Annotated in this window: 15 protein-coding genes and 1 other RNA gene; 10 read left to right on the top strand and 6 right to left on the bottom strand. The window is 56.8% G+C overall.

Annotated elements, in window-relative coordinates:
- Positions 1 to 20: 20 nt before the first annotated feature.
- Positions 21 to 1,661 carry an ABC1 kinase family protein gene (locus tag ACREYP_RS13190; RefSeq protein ID WP_336817682.1) on the top strand — a complete coding sequence of 547 codons (1,641 nt, stop codon included), beginning with the start codon at positions 21 to 23 and terminating at the stop codon, positions 1,659 to 1,661.
- A gap of 40 nt (positions 1,662 to 1,701) precedes the next feature.
- On the opposite strand, the gene ACREYP_RS13195 is transcribed toward ACREYP_RS13190, so the two are convergent.
- From ACREYP_RS13195 to ydiJ, 3 genes are all read right to left on the bottom strand, one after another.
- Positions 1,702 to 2,526, bottom strand: a complete 825-nt coding sequence (locus tag ACREYP_RS13195) for a CPBP family intramembrane glutamic endopeptidase (protein WP_336817896.1) — start codon at positions 2,524 to 2,526, stop codon at positions 1,702 to 1,704.
- 145 nt (positions 2,527 to 2,671) lie between these two features.
- The gene (menI, locus tag ACREYP_RS13200) at positions 2,672 to 3,082 is read right to left on the bottom strand and encodes a 1,4-dihydroxy-2-naphthoyl-CoA hydrolase (RefSeq protein ID WP_008456522.1); all 411 of its coding nucleotides are present in this window, start codon (positions 3,080 to 3,082) and stop codon (positions 2,672 to 2,674) included.
- Positions 3,079 to 6,135 carry a D-2-hydroxyglutarate dehydrogenase YdiJ gene (gene ydiJ / locus ACREYP_RS13205; RefSeq protein ID WP_336817683.1) on the bottom strand — a complete coding sequence of 1,019 codons (3,057 nt, stop codon included), beginning with the start codon at positions 6,133 to 6,135 and terminating at the stop codon, positions 3,079 to 3,081. Before ydiJ ends, menI begins: the two co-directional genes overlap by 4 nt.
- Positions 6,136 to 6,338: 203 nt before the next feature.
- Between ydiJ and ydiK the strand changes: the two genes are divergently transcribed.
- Positions 6,339 to 7,457: an AI-2E family transporter YdiK gene (gene ydiK, locus ACREYP_RS13210; RefSeq protein WP_336817684.1), complete on the top strand. Its 1,119-nt coding sequence runs from the start codon at positions 6,339 to 6,341 to the stop codon at positions 7,455 to 7,457.
- A 299-nt stretch (positions 7,458 to 7,756) separates the two neighbouring features.
- Positions 7,757 to 7,863, top strand: an RNA gene (gene rprA / locus ACREYP_RS13215) — antisense sRNA RprA.
- Here rprA and ACREYP_RS13220 read toward each other — a convergent pair.
- Both ACREYP_RS13220 and ACREYP_RS13225 read right to left on the bottom strand, forming a co-directional pair.
- Complete coding sequence (locus ACREYP_RS13220) at positions 7,860 to 8,762, bottom strand: alpha/beta hydrolase (protein WP_166994081.1); 903 nt, start codon at positions 8,760 to 8,762, stop codon at positions 7,860 to 7,862. The genes rprA and ACREYP_RS13220 overlap by 4 nt on opposite strands.
- Positions 8,763 to 8,771: 9 nt before the next feature.
- A complete protein-coding gene (locus ACREYP_RS13225; protein ID WP_008456530.1) occupies positions 8,772 to 10,934 on the bottom strand; it encodes a TonB-dependent siderophore receptor in 2,163 nt (720 codons plus the stop codon).
- A gap of 151 nt (positions 10,935 to 11,085) precedes the next feature.
- Here ACREYP_RS13225 and ACREYP_RS13230 point away from each other — a divergent pair, with 151 nt between their 5' ends.
- Positions 11,086 to 12,648, top strand: coding sequence for an alpha/beta hydrolase-fold protein (locus ACREYP_RS13230; RefSeq protein ID WP_336817686.1), 1,563 nt, complete (start codon positions 11,086 to 11,088; stop codon positions 12,646 to 12,648).
- An 84-nt stretch (positions 12,649 to 12,732) separates the two neighbouring features.
- Here ACREYP_RS13230 and ppsA read toward each other — a convergent pair whose 3' ends face one another.
- Positions 12,733 to 15,111, bottom strand: a complete 2,379-nt coding sequence (ppsA, locus tag ACREYP_RS13235; RefSeq protein WP_008456532.1) for a phosphoenolpyruvate synthase — start codon at positions 15,109 to 15,111, stop codon at positions 12,733 to 12,735.
- A gap of 327 nt (positions 15,112 to 15,438) precedes the next feature.
- Here ppsA and ppsR point away from each other — a divergent pair, with 327 nt between their 5' ends.
- From ppsR to ACREYP_RS13265, 6 genes are all read left to right on the top strand, one after another.
- The gene (gene ppsR / locus ACREYP_RS13240; RefSeq protein ID WP_008456534.1) at positions 15,439 to 16,272 is read left to right on the top strand and encodes a posphoenolpyruvate synthetase regulatory kinase/phosphorylase PpsR; all 834 of its coding nucleotides are present in this window, start codon (positions 15,439 to 15,441) and stop codon (positions 16,270 to 16,272) included.
- 170 nt (positions 16,273 to 16,442) lie between these two features.
- Positions 16,443 to 17,489, top strand: coding sequence for a 3-deoxy-7-phosphoheptulonate synthase AroH (gene aroH / locus ACREYP_RS13245; protein ID WP_008456536.1), 1,047 nt, complete (start codon positions 16,443 to 16,445; stop codon positions 17,487 to 17,489).
- A 187-nt stretch (positions 17,490 to 17,676) separates the two neighbouring features.
- Entirely contained in the window at positions 17,677 to 17,841 is a 165-nt protein-coding gene (gene hemP, locus ACREYP_RS13250; protein WP_008456537.1) for a hemin uptake protein HemP, read from the top strand.
- A gap of 102 nt (positions 17,842 to 17,943) precedes the next feature.
- The gene (locus ACREYP_RS13255) at positions 17,944 to 19,923 is read left to right on the top strand and encodes a TonB-dependent receptor (RefSeq protein WP_498880904.1); all 1,980 of its coding nucleotides are present in this window, start codon (positions 17,944 to 17,946) and stop codon (positions 19,921 to 19,923) included.
- An 11-nt stretch (positions 19,924 to 19,934) separates the two neighbouring features.
- The gene (locus tag ACREYP_RS13260) at positions 19,935 to 20,966 is read left to right on the top strand and encodes a hemin-degrading factor (RefSeq protein WP_498880905.1); all 1,032 of its coding nucleotides are present in this window, start codon (positions 19,935 to 19,937) and stop codon (positions 20,964 to 20,966) included.
- Positions 20,963 to 21,778, top strand: a complete 816-nt coding sequence (locus ACREYP_RS13265) for a heme/hemin ABC transporter substrate-binding protein (protein WP_336817687.1) — start codon at positions 20,963 to 20,965, stop codon at positions 21,776 to 21,778. The genes ACREYP_RS13260 and ACREYP_RS13265 overlap by 4 nt, the downstream gene beginning before the upstream one ends.
- Positions 21,779 to 21,811 lie beyond the last annotated feature (33 nt).

Raw genomic sequence — 21,811 nt, forward strand, 5'->3', positions numbered from 1 at the left:
GAAAAAAGGAGCTTAGCCTGATGCTGAAAATGATTATGGTCACCGCCCGCGATCGCGTGAGGCTGCAGGAAATTATCGGTGTTTTCCTTCGCTATGGATTGCAGGACATTGTGCGTTTGCTGGGCCTGGCCTCGCTGCATGACAAAATTCGCGGCGGCAGCCAACACGATGCTTTACCGATGCCGCAGCGCCTGTGCGCGGCGCTGGAAGAACTGGGCCCGACGTTCGTTAAGCTCGGGCAAATCCTCTCAACCCGTAGCGACCTGCTTGACCCCGCATGGACGGAAGCGCTTAGCCAGTTGAATTCGAGCGCCAGCCCTCTGCCCTGGCCGCAGCTTGAACCAGGCGTTGTAGCGACGCTCGGGGCTTCGCCTGCGGAGGTTTTCGCTACCTTTGATGAAACCCCGCTGGCCAGTGGCTCGATAGCACAAATTCACCGGGCCACGCTGAAAAATGGCGACGAGGTTATCGTCAAAATTCAGCGCCCCGGGATTGAAACAACCCTCAAGGCCGACCTGCGTTTACTCCGTTACCTCGCGGAAAGTCTGGAGCAGCAGAGCGCGGGGCTGGCTCGCTTTCAGCCGGTGATGCTGGTGCGTTATCTGGAAAACGCCCTGAATCAGGAACTGGATTTTTGCCATGAAGCAGCCAACGGGGAAAAGATTTATCAGTTTTTCGCCGACAACGACGACGTCGTCATCCCCAGGATTTATTGGGACTGGTGCCACCCTACGCTGATGGTACAGGCATTTTTGCCCGGCGTAGCGCCGGTTGACGGCCAGCAGCTTGCCGCCGCCGGGTTTGATGGCCCCTTGTTGGCGCGTAAAGGCGCGACAGCGTTTATCAATATGCTCTTTGACCTGCGGACTTACCACGCAGATCCGCATCCCGGCAACGTCATGGCCCTGACGGGCAACCGGGTCGGCTTCATTGATTTCGGCATGGTGGGAAGCCTGAGCCAGGCGCGACGCGACGAGCTGCTGTCGCTGATTTATGCCATCAGCGAGCGTGACGCCAGCGGGATTGTCGATGCCCTCATCGCCTGGAGTGGCCAGGAGACAGTAGATCTTACCGAACTGGAACTTGCAGCCAGCTATTTTCTGCAAAAACAGGGCAATCTCCCGCTACAGCTGGGAAAAGCGCTGACCGATATGCTTTCCACCATCCGGGAATTCCAGCTGGCGCTGCCGCCGGATTTGGTTTTATTGTTTAAGGCGTTGATCACCGCGGACGGCGTATTGCTGAGAATGGATCCGCAGTTCGACATTATTCGCATTCTTCGCCCGGAGATTAAGCAGGAGCTGTTAAAACGCTATACCCGCCTCGGGAGCCGCAGACGCCTGCTTAAACTCGGCAACCAGCTTCTTGAGGGAGGTGATTCGCTGCCGCAGACCCTACGTCTGGTGATGCAAAGGCTTCGTCACGGTAAGCTGCACGCGGACATTAACGTAGAGAATATTAACCAGCTCGGAAAGTCGCTGGAGCGAGCGGCCTCTACTCTGGCGCTCGCCCTTGTTTTAGCCGCCCTGACAATCGCGATAGCTCCATGGCTGCTCGGGTTGAACTGGACGCTGTTTGGCATCCCATTTTTCCCTGTACTTGGCTTGTTGTGTGCTATTGCGGGAAGCGCATGGCTGGTTATTCGGTTGTTAAGGCGATGAGATTTACGACATCGGAGCCAGGTTCCGATGTCGTAAAAAATTAGTGCACAGAATGCTGCAGCGCCGGATAGGTAAACAGCAATAAATGGGTCATATTCAGCCCGACATGAAACGCCACGGCAACCCACAGCCGCCCGCTCCACATCCACGCCAGGCCGTAAATAAGCCCCGCCAGTGCGGCAAAAACAATCAGCAGCGGGCCACCGGCGAAATGCAGTCCGCCAAATATCGCGGCTGAAATAATCAGCGCCACAACCGGGTGCATAAAGCCGGATAAACGCTGCTGGAGATACCCCCGGAAGAGCGCTTCCTCCGCCAGCGAAACAAAGAAAATATTTGCGAACAGGAACGGCGGCAGCCACTGCGGGAAATGAGGTTCAATCTTTAAGCCACCCAAAGCTACCGCCAATAGCAACAGCCCTGGGATCAAAGCAATCAGCAAGATCCACCAGAGCTTAGCGGGCTGATATTTCGGCTCGCTGACGAACAGCGACTTCATCATCACCAGCAAAATAAAGGGCACCAGCGCTTTGTCGAAGTTGTAATACATGGAAAACGGCGCACTTTGCGGCCCGGCGGTCACCGAGTCCAGCACCTTTGGATTATGGAAACCGGGAATAACATGGATGGTCAGCGCTACTGCGGCGGCGACCAGCAAAAATTCAAGCACATAGCGCACGGGCTTTCTGTTTGCGGCTTTTAAATAAGCGACGGCAAGAGCGGTCATTACCGCCAGTGAAGCCAGTGCCCGCCAGTCGAGTACACCGTCAACGGCACCCCATACCACGGTCACCAGTAATAATCCGAGGGAAATTTTTTTATTAAATTGTAAAACCAGTAAGGCGGCTGCCAGCAATATCCACATCATTTTTCCTTAAGCCTGAAAACATCATGAGGCAGGTTTTTTAACAAAATGGGTGGTGGATATATAGTTTTTTAAAGAAATAATCACAAATTAAAACAATCCCACGTCCCCGAGGGCTGAACGTGGGAATATTTTAGCCGTTGCTTTACACCACCGCCGTAGTCAGGCGGGAGGTACAGCACAGCTGGTCTTGCTGATCGTAGATATCAATTTGCCACACCTGATGACGACGCCCCGCGTGCACCGCGCGACAAACGCCGCGCACCACGCCTTCTCGCGCCGAGCGGATATGATTGGCGTTCACTTCCAGCCCAACCACCTTCTGGTCGCCTTCGGTGCACAGGTAGCCTGCTACGGAACCCAGCGTTTCCGCCAGCACCACCGACGCGCCACCGTGCAGCAGGCCAAACGGCTGCCGGGTGCGCTCATCCACCGGCATGGTGGCCTCAATTTCGTTGTCGTCAAAACGCGTAAATTCAATGCCTACATGGCCGACCATATTGTTCGCGCCCATTTTATTGAGCGCGGCAAGCGTGGCTTCACGTCGCCAAATCATCCGATAATCTCCAGAAGAGCCTGTAATGGATGCCGTACGCCGTTGCCCTCAACGCGCTTGACCTGGCTGCGGCAGGAGTAGCCGGTTGCCAGACAGCGGTTGCGCGGCAGGCGCTGCATCGCCTGATGCCAGGAGAGTTCATAGATGCCCAATGAATTGGCGAGATTCTTCACCTCGTGACCGTAAGTGCCAGCCATGCCGCAGCAGCCAACACTCACGCTCTCGAGCTTCGCGCCAAAACGAGCAAAAATACCGGCCCACTGATTCGGTGTCGCCGGCAACGCCGTTACTTCGGTACAGTGGCCAAAGAGGTACCATGCTTCCCCTCCCGCGCCCTGCACTTCCCGTTCTTTCAGCGCAGTCTGGAGCCATTCGTGCACCAGCTGCACCTGAAAATCACCGCGCTCTTCGCCTAATGTCTGTTTATATTCATCGCGGTAGCACAGGACCAGCGCCGGATCGACGCCGACCATCGGCATACCCAGTTTCGCAATGCGGTTCAGGAACTCAGACGTTTTACTCGCCGTGCGCGCAAAACGCTGCATGAACCCTTTAATGTGCTGAGCCTTACCGTTCGGTGAGAACGGCAGCACCACAGGTTCAAAGCCTAGCTTATCTGCAAGCTTAATAAAATCAGCCACCACCTGAGCATCGTAATAGCTGGTGAACGGGTCCTGCACCACCAGCACGGTTTTGGCGCGCTGCTCATCTGAGTAATGCTCCAGCTCTTCCAGCGTGACGTTGGCTGAGCGGTGCCCGACCAACTGCTGCTGCAGCGTCGGCGTGGACAGCATAGGCAGGTCAACCATACCGATGTGCCTGCGGGACAAACTCTGGACCCACGGCTGGCTCATAAAGAAGTTGAAGGTTTTTGGCGCGCGCGCCATCAGCGGCGCGTAGCTCTCCACGGAGGCCACAACGTGATCGCGCAGCGGGCGCAGATAGCGCGTGTGGTAAAGCTGCAGGAAGCGAGAGCGGAACTCCGGCACGTCGATTTTAATCGGGCATTGGGTCGAGCAGGCTTTACAGGCCAGGCAGCCGGACATCGCCTCTTTCACTTCGTGGGAAAAATCGTACTCGCCCTTGCTGGCGTGCCACGAGTTGCGGGTACGCTCGATAAGGCCTCGCAGGCTGGCGCGCTGCTCCGGCAGCTGTTTCTCAAGCTGCAGCGGGTCAACGCCGCGTTCGGCCAGCAGCCGCAGCCATTCACGGGTCAGCGTGGCTCGCCCTTTCGGGGAGTGGATACGGTTGCTGGAGATTTTCATCGACGGGCACATCGGGCTTTTCACGTCGAAGTTAAAGCACAGGCCATTGCCGTTGCACTCCATCGCGCCGCGCCAGGAGGTGCGTACCGCAATCGGGATTTGTCGGTCAAACGTTCCGCGCTTAACGGCATCGACCTGCATCATCGGGTCGTCCACGCCGAGCGGCGGGCAAATCTTCCCGGGGTTCAGCCGGTTAGCCGGGTCAAACACGGCTTTAATCCGGCGCAGTTCTTCATACAGCGTTTCACCGAAGAAGGCCGGGCTGTACTCGGCGCGGAACCCTTTGCCATGTTCGCCCCACAGCAGACCGCCGTATTTTGCCGTCAGCGCCACCACGTCGTCGGAGATGCTTTTCATCAGCATTTCCTGCTGCGGATCGCACATATCCAGCGCAGGGCGAACGTGCAACACGCCTGCATCAACGTGACCAAACATCCCGTAGCTCAGGTTGTGGCTGTCCAGCAGAGCGCGGAATTCAACAATGTAGTCCGCCAGATGCTGCGGCGGCACGCAGGTGTCTTCGGCAAACGGAATCGGTTTAGCCTGCCCTTTGGCGTTCCCCAGCAGGCCAACGGCTTTTTTCCGCATGCCGTAGATTTTTTCGATACCGGCCAGCTCGTCACAAACCTGCCAGCCAATCACCCCGCCCTCGCCTGCGGCTATTAGCGCATCGAGGCGAGCACATAGCTCAGTGACCTGGCCGTCGATCAGTGCCTGGTCGTCCCCGGCAAATTCAACGATGTTCAGCCCGAGCATCTCTTTGTTCGGCACGTCGGTGATCAATTCGCTGACCGAGTGCCAGACGATATCTTCCCGCGCCAGGTTCAGGACTTTGGAATCGACGGTTTCCACCGACAGCGCCCGAGCATCCACCATAAAGGGCGCGTTACGCAGGGCTGAATCGAAGGAGTCATACTTGACGTTCACCAGCCGGCGCACTTTCGGCAAGCGGGTGATATCCAGCTTCGCCTCGGTGATAAAGGCCAGCGTCCCCTCGGAGCCGGTAAGAATGCGGGTTAAATCGAACTTGCTTAGATCGTCATTAAAGACGTGGCGCAGGTCATAGCCGGTAAGAAAGCGGTTTAGTTTGGGGAATTTATCGATAATCAGCTCACGCTGCTCGCGGCAGCGTTCAAGCACGGTGCGGTAGATTTTACCGCTCGATGTCTCTTCGCGGCCCAGCTCTTCGGCAAGCCCGGTTGCCATCTGGTGCGTGTCCAGAATTTCACCGTCCATCAGCACGGCGCGCACGCCCAGCACATGATCGGAGGTTTTACCGTACACCAGCGATCCCTGCCCGGAGGCATCGGTATTAATCATTCCTCCCAGCGTGGCACGGTTACTGGTCGACAATTCCGGGGCAAAGAAGTAGCCGTGCGGCTTCAGGAACTGGTTGAGCTGGTCTTTAATCACGCCGGCTTCGACCCGCACCCAACCTTGTTCCGGGTTGATTTCGATAATGCGATTCATGTAGCGGGACATGTCCACCACGATGCCGCCGTTCAGCGACTGCCCGTTGGTGCCGGTGCCGCCGCCGCGCGGGGTAAACACCAGGGATTTAAAGCGCTCTTCGGAGGCCACGCGGGTAATCAGCGTGACGTCGGCGGTTGAACGAGGGAAAAGCACCGCATCCGGCAGCAGTTGGTAAATACTGTTGTCGGTCGCCATGGTCAGGCGGTCTGCGTAGCTAGTGGCGGTATCGCCGGTAAAGCCCTGTTGCTCCAGTGATGCTAAATAGCTGAGCACCAGCTGAACGACGCCAGGTGCCTGAGAAATTTGTGGGATCATTGACGGGTCGACCCTGTGTTGCTTAGTAAGAGTTATCGTTTGCGTGTCTGTTTTGTTTTTATCATATTCCATCGCGATTTGCGGCTGTTATTTCAGATAACGCGATGCGAAATGCACCTGTCAAAAATCGAGGAAATACATCATCATTAAATTATCGCCATGCGAATTTAGCGCGGGTGCATTTTATTGAGGTGATTCTTCCTATGATCAAAGTCAGTCAGCCAAAGGATCTGCTGCAGATCCTGCTGTCCGTGCTGTTTATTTCGGTGATGATTCTTGCCTGTCTGTGGATTGTCCGCCCGTTTGTTTTGGGCTTCGCCTGGGCCGGAACCATCGTCATTGCGACCTGGCCGCTGCTCATCAAATTGCAAAATCTGCTGTGGGGCAAACGCTCCCTTGCGGTGCTGGTGATGACGCTGCTCCTGCTGATGCTGTTTGTCATCCCGGTCGCGATGTTAGTGAACAGTCTGGTGGACAACAGCGGCCCGGTGATTAACTGGGCGACCAAAGGGCACATGGCGCTGCCCGCCTTCGAATGGCTGCACAGCGTCCCACTTATTGGCGATAAACTTTACAGCGGCTGGAACACGCTGGTGAGCAGCGGCGGCAGTGCGATTATGGAAAAGGTCCGACCCTATATCGGCACGACGACCAGTTGGTTCCTTGGTCAGGCCGTACACATAGGTACTCTGCTTGTGCATCTCGGCCTGATGCTGCTGTTCAGCGTGCTGCTGTATGCCAAAGGTGAGACGCTGGGGAACGGCATTCGTCATTTCGCCTTCCGCCTCGCGGACAAACGCGGTGATGCCGCCGTACTGCTGGCCGGCCAGGCGATTCGCGCCGTAGCGCTGGGCGTGGTTGTCACCGCGCTAGCACAGGGTGTACTGGGCGGTATTGGCCTGGCGGTGTCCGGCATTCCTTACGCCGCGCTGCTTACGGTGCTGATGGTGCTTAGCTGCCTGATTCAGCTTGGCCCGCTGGTGATTCTGGTGCCCGCCATTATCTGGCTGTACTGGAGCGGCGATACCACCTGGGGGACGGTGCTGCTGGTATGGAGTTGTGTCGTTGGCACCATGGATAACGTGATTCGCCCGGTGCTTATTCGCATGGGCGCGGACTTGCCGATGATTCTGATTCTTTCCGGCGTGATCGGCGGCTTGATTGCCTTCGGGATGATTGGCCTGTTTATCGGCCCGGTGCTGCTGGCGGTTTCTTATCGCCTGATTTCGGTCTGGATGCACGAGGCGCCTGCCCCACAGGACGATCCACAAGAGGTGGTCGAACTGCTTGAGGAGCAGCAGACGCTGAATGTGAAGAAATAAAGATGCGGAGGGTTTGAGGAGTTCCTGTTCGCTCAAACCCTCTATGCGACAACAGCTAAGTTTCCGTTCACATCCTCTACATCTCCACAGAAACTTTTTTAACGACAGAATAACTTGCGCCTAAAGCAGTGACTTAACGCAAATGGTTAATAAATCTAATCAATAACGCATTTTCCCTTCGCTATTCCGGCCATTGAAGCCCCCATTCCGGGCTATGCTGCCTCAAGTTATTTACCTTCTGTTAACGATTGAGACGAATCTGAGTGACGCCACTTAGTGAGATGCCTACTATTTAACTCACGGTTATGAATCAACACGTTGATTTATAAACATCGAAATCCCCTGAGTGAAACAACGAATTGCTGTGTGTAGTCTTTGCCCATCTTGATGATGGGCTTTTTTTTATTCTGATTTCGCAAAGTGATTGATAAGCGCCCCATGCAGAACCAACGGGGCAACGGTCAGGTGGCTCTGCCCTTCTACCAGCGTAAAATCAACCCGGGTCGGGGCGTTAGCTATCAGGGCATTAGCCATTTCGCGGTTCCCGTCTACCATCGCTCGCTGCCCACGATGTTTTAATAGCGTGGCGCGCTTCTCTTCCGACAGCCTGGCCTCCTGCGGCTGCAGCGACTGTTCATAACTTCCCACGGAGAGCGATAGCTGAGCATTTCCCTTATCAGGCCGCCAGTTTTGCGCCATTCGCAGCAGATAGCGGTCGTTCCACCATACCGATGGGCTTGAGGCGTAATAATGCTGGAAAGCGCCCGGTGAGGTCATAAACAGCCAGGTGGTGAACAGGCCGCCATAGGAGTGCCCAAAAAGCGCCTGCCGCTGCGGATTGATTTTCCACTGCTTTTCGACCCAGGGCCGGAGTTCAGCGTCGATAAACCGCCAGAATTTCTGCGCCTCGCCGGGGGCGCCAGGCGGATAAGTGCCCCCTGCCGGGTTCGGCTCCAGCACCACTTTTTCTACCGCAGGTCGATAATCCCGCTCCCGGCGGCTGTTTTCCGGGTAGTCAATCGCCACCACCACGCCCGGCGTCAACGGGCAACGCTCACAGGTCAGGCGCTGCATCAGCGACACCGCGCCGGGGAAGACGGACTCACCGTCCAGAAGGTAAATCACCGGCCAGCCTTCTGACGGCGCTTCGCCTTCAGGCCAGGAAACCATAATTTTATACTCACCGTTTTCCGGCGAATGCAGACTGTGTACCAGCGTATTCGCCAGCGTGTAGGGCTTATCCTCGATGACCGCTGCCCCCGAGGGAGCAGCGAGTGCGATAAGCGCCATAAGCAGATAGCGCAAAAGTTCTCCTTACCAGCGATAGCTGACGGTGGCGGTTAAGGTACGGCCAATGCCGTAGAAACAGGCTGAATCCGACGCGCAGGACGCCACGTATTTTGTGTCCGACAGATTATTGACGTTGAACTGCAGGGCGGCCCCTTTTAAATCAGGGCTCACTTCTCCCAGCTCGTAACGCAGCATGGCGTCATAGAGATCCACGGCCGCCACTTTAAAGGTATTTTTCGCATCGCCATAGCTGGTCCCGATGTAGCGAACCCCGACACCTGCCGTCAGGTTTTTCAGCAGGCCTTCAGGAATAGTGTAACTGCCCCACGCCGAGGCCATATGTGTTGGAACACGCGCGGGCGTTTTTCCTTCGGTGCCCGCCACGGTGGTGCTCACGGTTTCCGCATCCGTCCAGGTGTAAGAGCCTATCAGGTTGAGGCTGTTAAACAGCGTGGAATGCACCTCCGCCTCCAGCCCTTTAGAACGGATTTCACCGGCGTTTTCAAACCAACCCAGCGCGCTGTTGTAGGTCCCAACGTTTGTCTGGCGGAGATCGAACAGCGCCAGCGTCATGAAGGTCTCTTTCAGCGGCTGATACTTCAGGCCCACTTCGGTCTGCTTGCCCAGGCTTGGGTCGAACGGCGCAGCGCCTGGCGCACGGTTGGTCTGCAGATTGGGCTCAAACGAGGTGCTGTAGCTGATATACGGCGACAGGCCAAAATCAAAGGCGTAAAGCAGCCCCGTACGCCAGGTGAACTTGCTGTCATTCTGCTGCGTCGTTTTACTTTTTAACCTGTCCGTCGTGCGCACTTCGGCCCAATCATAACGCCCGGAAAGCAGCAGTTGCCAGTTGTTCCAGCTGAGCTGATCCTGCAGGTACACGCCCGTCTGGTCGAGATTCTGCTGATCGTCGTTCACCGCGCTGAAGGTGCTTTCGTCCACATTGAGGCCATATACCGGATTCGGCCAGTACAGATCGTATTTCGCCCCGGTACCGCGGCTGAGCTGCTGCCGGTCATGGTTAGACTTGTAATCCAGGCCGCCTAACAGCGTATGCCCCAGCGCGCCGGTATCAAACTGCGCTTCAAGCTGGTTATCCACGCCAAACTCATCGGTATCACGCGTTTCTCGCTGCGCACGGCGCGAAAGTAGCGTCTCGCTTTTTGAGGTGGAATACACGAGGTAACGGTACTTCTGTTTGATACTGGCGTAACGGGCGTTCTGGCGGAAGGTGAAGATATCGTTGAAGCTGTGCTCGAACTCATAGCCCACCATCGTTTGCTCGCGCCACGACTGGTCGTAATTGGGATCGCTAACGTTAAAGTCCAGCGGGATATACCCCGCCGTGGTTTCCGTCACCAGGCCTGCGGCAGGCAGGAAGTTACGATAGCCCGCCTTCGGGTCTTTCTGGTAGCTGGTCAGTAAAGTAAAACGCGTCTGCTCGTTGGGATACCAGGTCAGCGCCGGCGCAATCGCCAGGCGCTGCTCTTTGTAATCGGCCACCTGGCTGTGCTGCGTGCGTGCGATGCCGTTCAGGCGATAAAGCACCCGATTATCGTCGCTTAGCGAGCCGCCAAAATCAAAAGCCCCCTCGGCCAGATGCTGGTTGCCTGAGCGGAACTGCACTTCATGTATCGCTTCCCTTGTCGGCCGCTTGCTGGTCATGCTGATAAGCCCGCCGGGGTTCACCTGGCCGAACAACACGGATGCCGGGCCGCGCACCAGCTCCACGCGCTCAAGCAGCCACGGGTCAAACGTCCCGGTCTGGGAAGACGCTGTTGCGCCATAGCTCAGTCCGTCAAGATATTTTGGGACATAGCTGAAGCCGCGCACAAACACCTCATCGTTGCGGTTCGAACTGCCCCGATACTCCGTCAGCACCCCGGCCGAATAGCGCAAAGCCTGCGACACGGAGGTAACATCCTGCGCGTTCATTTGGTCGCGGGTAATCACCGAAACCGACTGCGGCGTTTGGAGCAAATCAGCCGCGGTTTTCGTTGCAGACAGCGTTTTGGTAGCCACCATCCCCTTCAGCGGCGCAGAAGGATCCTCGCTAACGGAGCCGGTGACAACCAGAGTTTCCTCGCTGCCCTGCCGCTCCTGCGCCTGAACGCCGTTTCCCATCCCCAGGGCACTGAATCCCATCAGCCAAAGGCCGCAGGTTACCTTATTATTTTTAAAGTGCATGACCGTAACATCCCATGTGATTAGGTGAATTAAGTTCGCCTTTCTCTCCTGTTACGTTTTGTCGTAAAACGCAACGACTCGCAATGTTATTGCAAATCAATCTCATTTGCATTAGCGTGTACGCACTTTTTTATCAGGAATGATAAACACGATGAGAGCCGCGTGGAGCGCATTAATGTTGGGGCTTTGTTCAGCGTCGGCGGTGGCCGCGACCTGTACTTTTACCGGCAGCCAGGGTGAGCAGGATGGGAAGTTCGACGCCAGCGGCGAAATCTGCTTTGGCCTTCCGGCGCTGGGTGAAAATTACGCCAACGTCCGGTTGAGCGGCGTGACCGACGCCAGCCTGGTGGACAGCAAAGGCAGACTCTGGCGTTCGCTGGTGGAAAACGGGCCGGTGGATGGCCAGCACAATCCGCTTTTCGCCCTGCCCGTCGGCCAGCCTTCTACGCTGGTGCTTCGCGGTGAACCCGGCCGGCGCTGGCTGTTTCGCTGGCAGATCCGTGAAACCGTGCCGCTCAAGCGTAACGACGAACAATCCCCGGAAAGCCCGACACTGCTGGCGCTTGAGCAGGCTCTGAGCCATGGCGCAAGTACGGAAGCCTTCTGGCAGGAAAGGCGCGAGCAGGGCACGCCGCTGGTCGAGCCCATCGATGCCAGCCGTAAACGCGTGACGTTCCTGTGGCGAGGCGCACAGGGCAACGTGTTCGTGCTCGGTTCACCGGCCGGTGACCATGACCCGATGTTCCGCCTCGGGCAGTCCGACGTCTGGTATCGCAGCTATGTGGTACCGGCTGATACGCTAATGCAGTACAAACTTGCCCCCGACGTTCCCCTTGTGGAAGGCACCGCGCGCGACCAGCGCCGGGCGATTCTGGTGTCGGCCCAGACTGACCCGCTTAACCCGCAATTCAGCCCCGCAGGCAAAGGCGACCGCTGGAATCGTTTCTCGCTTTTGGACCTGACCACCCACCGCTATTTTACCCCGCAGGCAACCGCCGAGCCGATTCGGCAGGGCTCCCTTGTTCGCTATCAGGTAGAAAGCAAAAAGCTGGCTAACCGGCGGGAAGTGACCGTCTATCGGCCACGCGGGGGGCAGCCCGCCCGCTGGACGCTAATGCTGTTCGATGGCCGTATGTACCAGGACCGTTATCATCTCGCCAATGTGCTGGACGGCCTGATAGCCCGTCATGCCCTGCCGCCGGTTAACGCCGTGTTTATCGACAGCCTGGACGGCGAACGACGTGAAAAAGAGCTGCCGCCCAATCCTAATTTCGCTGATTTTATGGCCGAAGAGTTAGTGCCGTGGCTGCACCGCCAGGGCATCACCACCCCGGCACAAAAAACCATCGTGGCAGGCTCCAGCTACGGCGGCCTGGCATCGTCCTGGGTGGCGCTTCGCCATCCCGAAGCGTTTGGCAACGTGCTGAGTTTGTCCGGCTCTTACTGGTGGGCACCCGAGGGCGAAGCGCCGGGCTGGCTTACCCGGCAGTATCAGGCATCCCCGCGCCTGCCGGTGCGATTTTGGCTGCAGGCGGGACGCTTCGAAAGCAAAGGCGCAGACGGCGGTATTTACCGTAATACGCAACAGCTTGAAGCCGTGCTGCGTGAAAAGGGCTACGAGGTGAGCTTTAACCCCTGGTCGAGCGGGCATGATTACGCCGCCTGGTGCGAGGCCATTATTACCGGCATGAAGGAATTGATTAAGCGGGGATAAGTGTCGGCCCGGTGGCCTACCCCGCATAAGGCAGGCAGGCTCCGGGCCGGATCCCCTCTCTTTATTGCAGAGAAGGGTTGAACGTTACTTATTCAGTTCAGCAAGGCTGAGCCAGGTTTGCACCACGGTGTCCGGGTTCAGGGACAGGCTGTCAATCCCCTCTTCCATCAGCCAGGCGGCAAAGTCTTCGTGATCGGACGGCCCCTGCCCACAGATCCCGACGTATTTACCCTGTTTCTTCGCCGCTTTAATCGCCATCGACAGCAGCGCTTTCACCGCGTCGTTACGCTCGTCAAACAGTTCAGACACCACACCAGAGTCGCGATCCAGGCCCAGCGCAAGCTGCGTCATATCGTTCGAGCCAATGGAGAAGCCGTCAAAGTATTGCAGGAACTCGTCCGCCAGCAGGGCGTTGGACGGGATCTCGCACATCATGATGATCTTCAGCCCGTTCTCACCGCGCTTCAGGCCCTGACGTTCCAGCTCCTCAACCACCGCTTTTGCCTGGGCAACGGTACGCACAAACGGTACCATCACTTCGACGTTGGTCAGGCCCATTTCATTACGCACGCGCTTCATGGCCGCGCATTCCAGCGCGAAGCAGTCGCGGAAGCTGTCTGCCACGTAGCGACCTGCCCCACGGAAGCCCAGCATTGGGTTCTCTTCTTCCGGCTCATAACGCTCGCCGCCCACCAGGTTGGCGTATTCGTTAGATTTGAAGTCAGACAGACGCACAATCACGCGCTTCGGCCAGAACGCCGCACCTAAAGTCGCGATCCCTTCGGTCAGGCGACCCACGTAGAACTCAACCGGATCGTCATAACCTTTCATCATCGTGCGGATTTCCGCCTGCAGCGCGGGCTCCTGCTGGTCGAACTCCAGCAGCGCGCGCGGGTGCACGCCAATCATGCGGTTGATGATAAATTCCAGACGCGCCAGGCCAACGCCTTCGTTCGGCAGGCAGGCGAAGTCAAACGCACGATCCGGGTTGCCAACGTTCATCATGATCTTCAGCGGCAGATCCGGCATGGCATCAACCGTGGAGCTTTTCACGGTGAAGTCGAGGATCTCCGCGTAAACGTAGCCGGTGTCGCCTTCGGCGCAGGAAACGGTCACGTTCTGGCCGTCTTTCATGCGCTCGGTGGCATCGCCACAGCCCACAACGGCTGGAATACCAAGCTCACGTGCGATGATGGCCGCGTGGCAGGTACGCCCACCGCGGTTGGTGACAATCGCCGCCGCTTTTTTCATGATCGGTTCCCAGTCCGGGTCGGTCATGTCGGTGACCAGCACGTCGCCCGGCTGGATGCGGTTCATTTCGCTGATGTCGTGGATCACTTTTACCGGACCCGCGCCGATGCGGTGACCAATCGCGCGGCCTTCCGCCACGATCTGCCCCTGCGCGTGCAGCTGGTAGCGTTCCATCACCTGGCCCTGAGAACGCACGGTTTCCGGGCGAGCCTGAACGATGAACAGCTTGCCGGTATGGCCGTCTTTAGCCCACTCGATGTCCATCGGGCGGCCATAATGTTTTTCGATTTGTACCGCCTGCTTAGCCAGTTCCTGAATCTCTTCCTGGGTAATACAGAAGCGGTCGCGATCGGCTTCCGGCACGTCTTCAATCCGCACCTGCTTGCCGTGTTCCTGCGTTGGAGCGTAGACCATGCGAATTTTTTTCGAACCCATGGTGCGGCGAACGATGGCCGGATTACCCGCCTCAAGCGTTGGCTTGTGCACGTAGAATTCATCCGGGTTTACGGCGCCCTGCACAACCATTTCACCCAGGCCCCACGCGGCGGTAATAAACACCACCTGATCGAAACCGGATTCGGTATCAATGGAGAACATCACCCCGGAAGAAGCGAGGTCGGAGCGCACCATACGCTGAACGCCAGCGGAGAGCGCCACGCCGCGGTGGTCGTAGCCCTGATGCACGCGGTAGGAGATTGCACGGTCGTTAAACAGCGAGGCGAAAACGTGTTTCACCGCCACCAGCACGGCATCATAGCCCTGCACGTTGAGGAAAGTTTCTTGTTGCCCGGCAAAGGAAGCGTCCGGCATGTCTTCCGCAGTGGCCGAAGAACGCACCGCAAAAGAGGCCTCGGCATCATCGGAGGAGAGCGTTTGGTACGCTTCACGAATGGCATGCTCCAGCTCAGGCTGGAAAGGCGTGTCAATAATCCACTGGCGAATCTGCGCCCCGGCTTTTGCCAGTTCGCTCACATCGTCAATGTCGGTTTTATCCAGCAGCTCGTAGATACGCTGGTTCACGCCGCTCTGGTCGAGAAACAGGTTAAACGCCTCGGCGGTGGTCGCAAAACCGTTCGGGACGGAAACGCCCATACCCGAAAGATTGGTAATCATTTCACCCAGGGAGGCATTTTTGCCTCCGACCCTGTCTACATCATTCATGCCAAGTTGGTTATACCAAAGCACCAGCGGTGACGAGCCGTTATTGGACATCGAAACAATCCTTTTTTAAATGAATGGGTACAAGAAACACCAGACTTCGTATTTAGCTTTGCATACTCTTAGGGGGGAATGAAACCAGTGAATCGTTCAAGCAAAATAAAATATGACGTTTTCGGATAGATCCGCTCATTTCATAAACCATTGATTATCATATAATCCTCACAATTTAGATGGGTATAGTATTGATTTGAATATATTTAAGATGGTTTATTAAATTTAAAAACGCTATTTCACTTTTTAAATTAAGATTAGCGCTACTCGGAATCCCTTGTTTTACTTTATGCTTTAGGGAAACCGGTTCCCCGCTCAGGAATAAAAATGGATAATTTAGTCGATCGTCAGGTATTTTGTATTTCCGATGGCACCGCGATTACCGCAGAGGTACTTGGTCACGCGGTCATGTCACAATTCCCGGTATCTATCAACAGTATTACGCTGCCGTTTGTTGAAAATGAAAGCCGCGCAAAAGCGGTAAAAGAGCAGATTGACGCTATTTACCAACAAACCGGGGTGCGTCCGCTGGTGTTTTATTCCATCGTGCTGCCCAATATCCGCGACATCATTATGCAGAGCGAAGGTTTCTGTCAGGACATCGTGCAAACGCTGGTTGCGCCGCTGCAGCAGGAGCTAAAACTCGACCCGACTCCCGTCGCCCACCGAACGCACGGCCTTAACCCCGGTAACCTGACGAAATACGACGCCCGTATTGCCGCCATTGATTACACGCTGGCGCACGACGACGGGATTTCGATGCGCAATCTCGATCAGGCGCAGGTCATTTTGCTGGGCGTATCCCGCTGTGGAAAAACGCCGACCAGCCTGTACCTCGCGATGCAGTTTGGCATTCGCGCCGCGAACTACCCTTTTATTGCCGATGACATGGACAACATTCAGCTCCCGGCCGTGCTTAAACCGCTGCAGCACAAGCTTTTTGGCCTGACCATTAACCCTGAACGCCTGGCCGCCATTCGTGAAGAACGGCGTGAAAACAGCCGCTATGCTTCTCTCCGCCAGTGCCGTCTGGAGGTCGCCGAAGTGGAAGCTCTGTTCCGTAAAAATCAGATCCGCTACCTCAACAGCACCAACTATTCTGTTGAAGAGATGGCGACCAAAATTCTCGACATTATGGGACTGAATCGCCGCATGTACTAAGAAACTAGTACAAAAGATCGAGCGTGTATGCTAGGGTGTACAGACTGCGGTGGGGCAATCCTTTCGCCAAAGCCGGCCGGATGTTGAAATCGGTCAGCTTTGGTTTATTGTGATCCCCATCACTTCCCGGTAAATCTGCCGCAGAGAAGACAAAATTTCTGAGACACCCAATGAACAAAACAGATGAATTGCGAACCGCGCGCATCGACAGCCTGGTGACGCCGGCTGAGTTAACCGAGCGCTTCCCGGTTTCCGCCGAGGTTGCCCAGCACGTCACCGCCGCCCGCCGCCGGATCGAAAAGATCCTCACCGGTGAAGATAAGCGCCTGCTGGTTATCGTCGGCCCCTGCTCGATCCACGATCTTGACGCCGCGATGGACTATGCTCGCCGCCTCAAAACGCTGCGTGAAAAACATCAGGATCGTCTTGAGATCGTGATGCGTACCTACTTCGAAAAACCCCGCACCGTCGTCGGCTGGAAAGGGTTAATTTCCGATCCTGATCTGAACGGCAGCTACCGCATTAATTACGGCCTCGAACAGGCGCGCCGCCTGCTGCTGCAGGTCAACGAGCTGGGTGTCCCTACCGCGACCGAATTTCTGGATATGGTGACCGGGCAGTATATCGCCGACCTGATTAGCTGGGGCGCCATTGGCGCGCGCACGACCGAAAGCCAGATCCACCGTGAAATGGCGTCCGCACTCTCCTGTCCGGTTGGCTTTAAAAATGGTACAGATGGCAATACCCGCATTGCGGTGGATGCCATCCGTGCCGCGCGTGCCAGCCATATGTTCCTCTCCCCGGATAAACAGGGGCAGATGACGATTTACCAGACCAGCGGCAACCCTTACGGCCATATTATTATGCGCGGCGGCAAGCAGCCGAATTATCACGCAGAAGACATTGCCGCCGCCTGCGACACGCTGAGCGCGTTTGACTTGCCTGAACATCTGGTGATTGATTTCAGCCACGGTAACTGCCAGAAGCAGCACCGCCGTCAGTTGGATGTTTGCGAAGATGTTTGCACGCAAATTCGCAACGGCTCGCGGGCGATTGCCGGGATCATGGCGGAAAGCTTCCTGAAAGAAGGGACGCAGCAAATCGTTGCTGGCCAGCCCCTGACTTACGGGCAGTCGATCACCGATCCTTGCCTTAACTGGGAAGATACGGAAACGCTGGTCGCGATGCTGGCGCAGGCCACTGACCGACGCTTCTGATAGTCTCCACCGGCGGGCACTTGATAACCCGCCGGATATCATAGCATTACGCCTCGCGACAACTCGCCCGCAAAGAAATTCCCTGATTCACACAATTCTTACAAATAATGCTTGCTGCTGATTCGGCTTTTTCTGATAATGATTCTCATTGTTACACTGATTGTCATTTGTAAACAGAGTGAAGCGTATGGACAAACCATTCACCCCCGCCCGCCCACAGCCCGCGACAGAACCTCGCCAGGTTGACAGCAAAACGCTGCTCGGTGCCGATGGCCGTGTTGTTATCGTCCATGAAGGACAGCAATATCTGTTACGCCAGACTCAGGCCGGGAAGCTGATCCTGACCAAATAAATTAAACAAACCGTTCCCCACACCCAAACGGGGAAATTAGCCAGCCACCCAGGTCATACCCAGGCAGCCAGCGCTTTCGATATTCCTTAGGAGAGTTGCGCTATGCCTTGCACCAACACAGCAGGTTTTCGTCTGTCTGTACTCACGTTAGCCGTATTTACCGCCCTGCCCGCTTTCGCAAAAGACGATCAAATGACCGTGGTTGCCACCGGTAACCAACGCAGCACTTTCGAAGCCCCAATGATGGTGAGCGTTATCGATGCAAATTCGCCAGAGAGCCAGACGTCCACGTCCGCCGCTGACATGCTGCGCAAAGTTCCGGGGATCACCATCGACGGCACCGGGCGCACCAACGGCCAGGACATCAACATGCGCGGTTACGACCGCCGTGGCGTACTTACCCTGGTAGACGGCATTCGTCAGGGCACCGACACCGGCCACCTGAACAGTACGTTCCTCGATCCCGCGCTGATTAAGCGTATTGAAGTGGTACGTGGCCCGGCGGCTCTGCTGTACGGCAGCGGCGCGCTGGGCGGTGTTATTTCCTATGAAACCGCAGACGCCGCCGATCTGCTATTTGACGGGCAAAACAGCGGCTTCCGCGTCTTCGGCACCGGCGGTACCGGCGACCACAGCATCGGCATGGGTGCCAGTGCCTTTGGCCGTACCGATAACCTGGACGGCGTCGTCGCCTGGTCCAGCCGCGATCGCGGTAACCTGCGCCAGAGCAACGGTGAAACCGCGCCTAATGACGAAAACATCGGCAACCTGCTGACCAAAGGCACCTGGTATATCGATTCGGCTCAGTCGCTGTCCGGCTCCCTGCGCTACTACAATAACAACGCGCAGGAACCGAAAAACCCGCAGACGCCGGATGCCTCAGCCTCCAGCAACCCGATGACCAATCGCTCCACCATTCAGCGCGACGCGCAGCTGAAATACCACCTCAATCCGCAGGATAACGACTGGCTGAACGCGACCGCGACGGCCTACTGGTCCGAAGCTCGTATCAACGCCGAAACCCCTAATCAGGGGAGTGAATTCCGTAAACAGACGACCAAAGGCGGTAAGCTCGAAAACCGCAGCCGTCTGTTTAGCGACAGCTTCGCGGCTAACCTGCTGACCTACGGCAGCGAATATTATCGTCAGGAGCAGGCTCCTGGTGGCCTGACGACCGGTTTCCCACAGGCGAAAATCAACTTTGGTTCCGGCTGGCTGCAGGATGAAATCACCCTGCGCGACCTGCCGATTTCTATCCTGGCCGGGACGCGTTATGACAACTACAGCGGCAGCAGTCAGGGCTATAAAGACGTCGATGCCGACAAGTGGTCATCACGCGGGGCGGTTTCTGTCACCCCAACCGACTGGCTGATGCTGTTTGGTTCCTATGCGCAGGCGTTCCGTGCGCCGACCATGGGCGAGATGTACAACGACTCCAAGCACTTCTCTATCGGCACTCGCTACACCAACTATTGGGTACCAAACCCGAACCTGCGCCCGGAAACCAACGAAACGCAGGAATACGGCTTCGGTCTGCGCTTCGACAATCTGGCAATGGCTAACGACGGCCTGGAATTCAAAGCCAGCTACTTCGACACCAAAGCGAAAGATTACATCTCTACCACCGTGGACTTCGCCAAAGCGACCACCATGTCCTACAACGTGCCAAAAGCAAAAATTTGGGGCTGGGACGTCAACGCGAAGTACACCGCCGATCTGTTCAGCCTGGATACCGCCTATAACCGTACCCGCGGTAAAGATGAAGATACCGGCGAGTACATCTCCAGCCTGAACCCGGACACCGTCACCACCACCCTGGACATCCCTGTGTCACACAGCGGCTTCTCCGTGGGCTGGGTCGGCACCTTCGCCGAGCGTTCCACCCATATCAGCAGCTCCTATGCACAGCAGCCGGGCTATGCGGTCAGCGATTTTTATGTCAGCTACAAAGGGCAGCAGCAGCTGCGCGGTTTAACCACCACGCTGGTGTTTGGCAACGCCTTCGATAAAGAGTACTGGTCACCGCAGGGTCTCCCGCAGGATGGCCGTAACGGTAAAATTTTCGTGAGCTATCAATGGTAAAGGAGTTATTCATGAGTCAGCGTTACGACAGCTGGATCCAGCTTAAGCAAGAACACCCGAAAAAATATGCCCGGGATATCGCCAAACTGATGCACATCAGCGAGGCGGAACTGACCCATGCCCGCGTCGGGCACGACGCATGGCGCCTGAATGGCGATGTGAAAGAGATCTTCGCCGCGCTGGAAGCCGTGGGGGAAACAAAGTGCATCTGCCGCAACGAATATGCCGTTCACGAACAGGTAGGCCGCTTTGAGAACCAGCACCTTAACGGCCACGCCGGGCTGGTACTGAATCCTCGTGCGCTGGATCTGCGTTTGTTCCTGAACCAGTGGGCGAGCGTGTTCCACGTCCGGGAAGAGACCGCTCGCGGCGAACGCCAGAGCATTCAATTCTTTGACCATCAGGGTGATGCGCTGCTGAAGGTATACACCACCGACAACACCGATGTTGAAGCCTGGAGCCAGGTGCTGACCCGCTTCATCCGCACCGACAACCCGGCGCTGGCGATCAAAGCCGTTGAAGAAGCGGTAATGACGCCTACGGTCGAGGCCGACAAGGTGGACGCAGAATGGCGCGCGATGACGGATGTACACCAGTTCTTCCAGCTGCTTAAACGCCATCAGCTGACTCGCCAGCAGGCTTTCCGCTTGGTGAAAGACGATCTGGCCTGTCGCGTAGATAACGAAGCGCTGTCCCAACTGCTGAACCAGGCGAAAGAAGACGGCAACGAGATCATGATTTTCGTCGGCAACCGCGGCTGCGTGCAGATCTTCACCGGTGAAATCCGCAAAGTGGTCCCGATGGAAAACTGGGTCAACGTGTTCAACCCGGAATTCACCCTGCACCTGATGGGCGACACCATCGCCGAAAGCTGGGTAACCCGCAAACCAACCGCCGACGGCCACGTGACCAGCCTCGAGCTGTTTGCCGCCGACGGCACGCAAATTGCCCAGCTGTACGGCCAGCGTACTGAAGGCCAGCCGGAGCAGGAGCAGTGGCGTCTGCAAATTGAAGCCCTGATCGGCAAAGGGTTAGCGGCATGAAACGCCTGCTGCTCGCCATCCTCGCCCTGCCATTGATGGCAGGTGCGGCCGAGCGCGTGGTAACCATCGGTGGCGACGTCACCGAGATTGCCTGGGCTCTGGGTGCGGGTCAGGATGTGGTGGCTCGTGATAGCACGAGCCTTCATCCCGATGCCGTGAAAAAACTGCCGGATGTGGGCTACCTGCGCCAGCTTAATGCCGAGGGTATTCTAGCCATGCGCCCGACGCTGGTACTGGCCAGCGCTCAGGCTCAGCCATCCATGGCGCTGAAGCAGGTTGAGGCCAGCAAAGTGAAAGTGGTTACCGTTCCGGCGGAAAATAACCTCGAGAGCATTGATGCCAAAGTGGCTGCCGTGGCTACCGCGCTGGGTAAAACAGCCGAAGGCAACAAGCTGCGCAAAACGCTTCACGACCAGCTAGCGGCGATCCCGGCCAAACCGCTGGGCAAAAAAGTGCTGTTCATTATGAGCCACGGCGGCATGACCGCCATGGCTGCCGGGCAGGAAACCGCCGCGGATGCCGCGATTCACGCCGCCGGACTGGACAATGCCATGCAGGGCTTCAAGCGCTACCAGCCGCTGTCTCAGGAAGGCGTGATCGCCAGCAAACCTGACCTGATCCTGGTCACCACTGATGGGGTGAAAACCCTCGGCGGAGAAGCCAAAGTCTGGGCATTGCCAGGGCTTGCGCAAACGCCAGCCGGGAAAAATAAACAGCTGATGGTCGTCGATGACATGGCGCTGCTCGGCTTTGGCATTGATACCCCGCAGACGATCCTCGCCCTGCGCAAAAAAGCGGAGCAACTGCCGTGATACGCCGACCTTTGCCTCACCATGCCCTGTGTT

It is taken from the genome of Enterobacter sp. TMH.L2 (assembly GCF_050847315.1).
Lineage (GTDB): Bacteria > Pseudomonadota > Gammaproteobacteria > Enterobacterales > Enterobacteriaceae > Cedecea.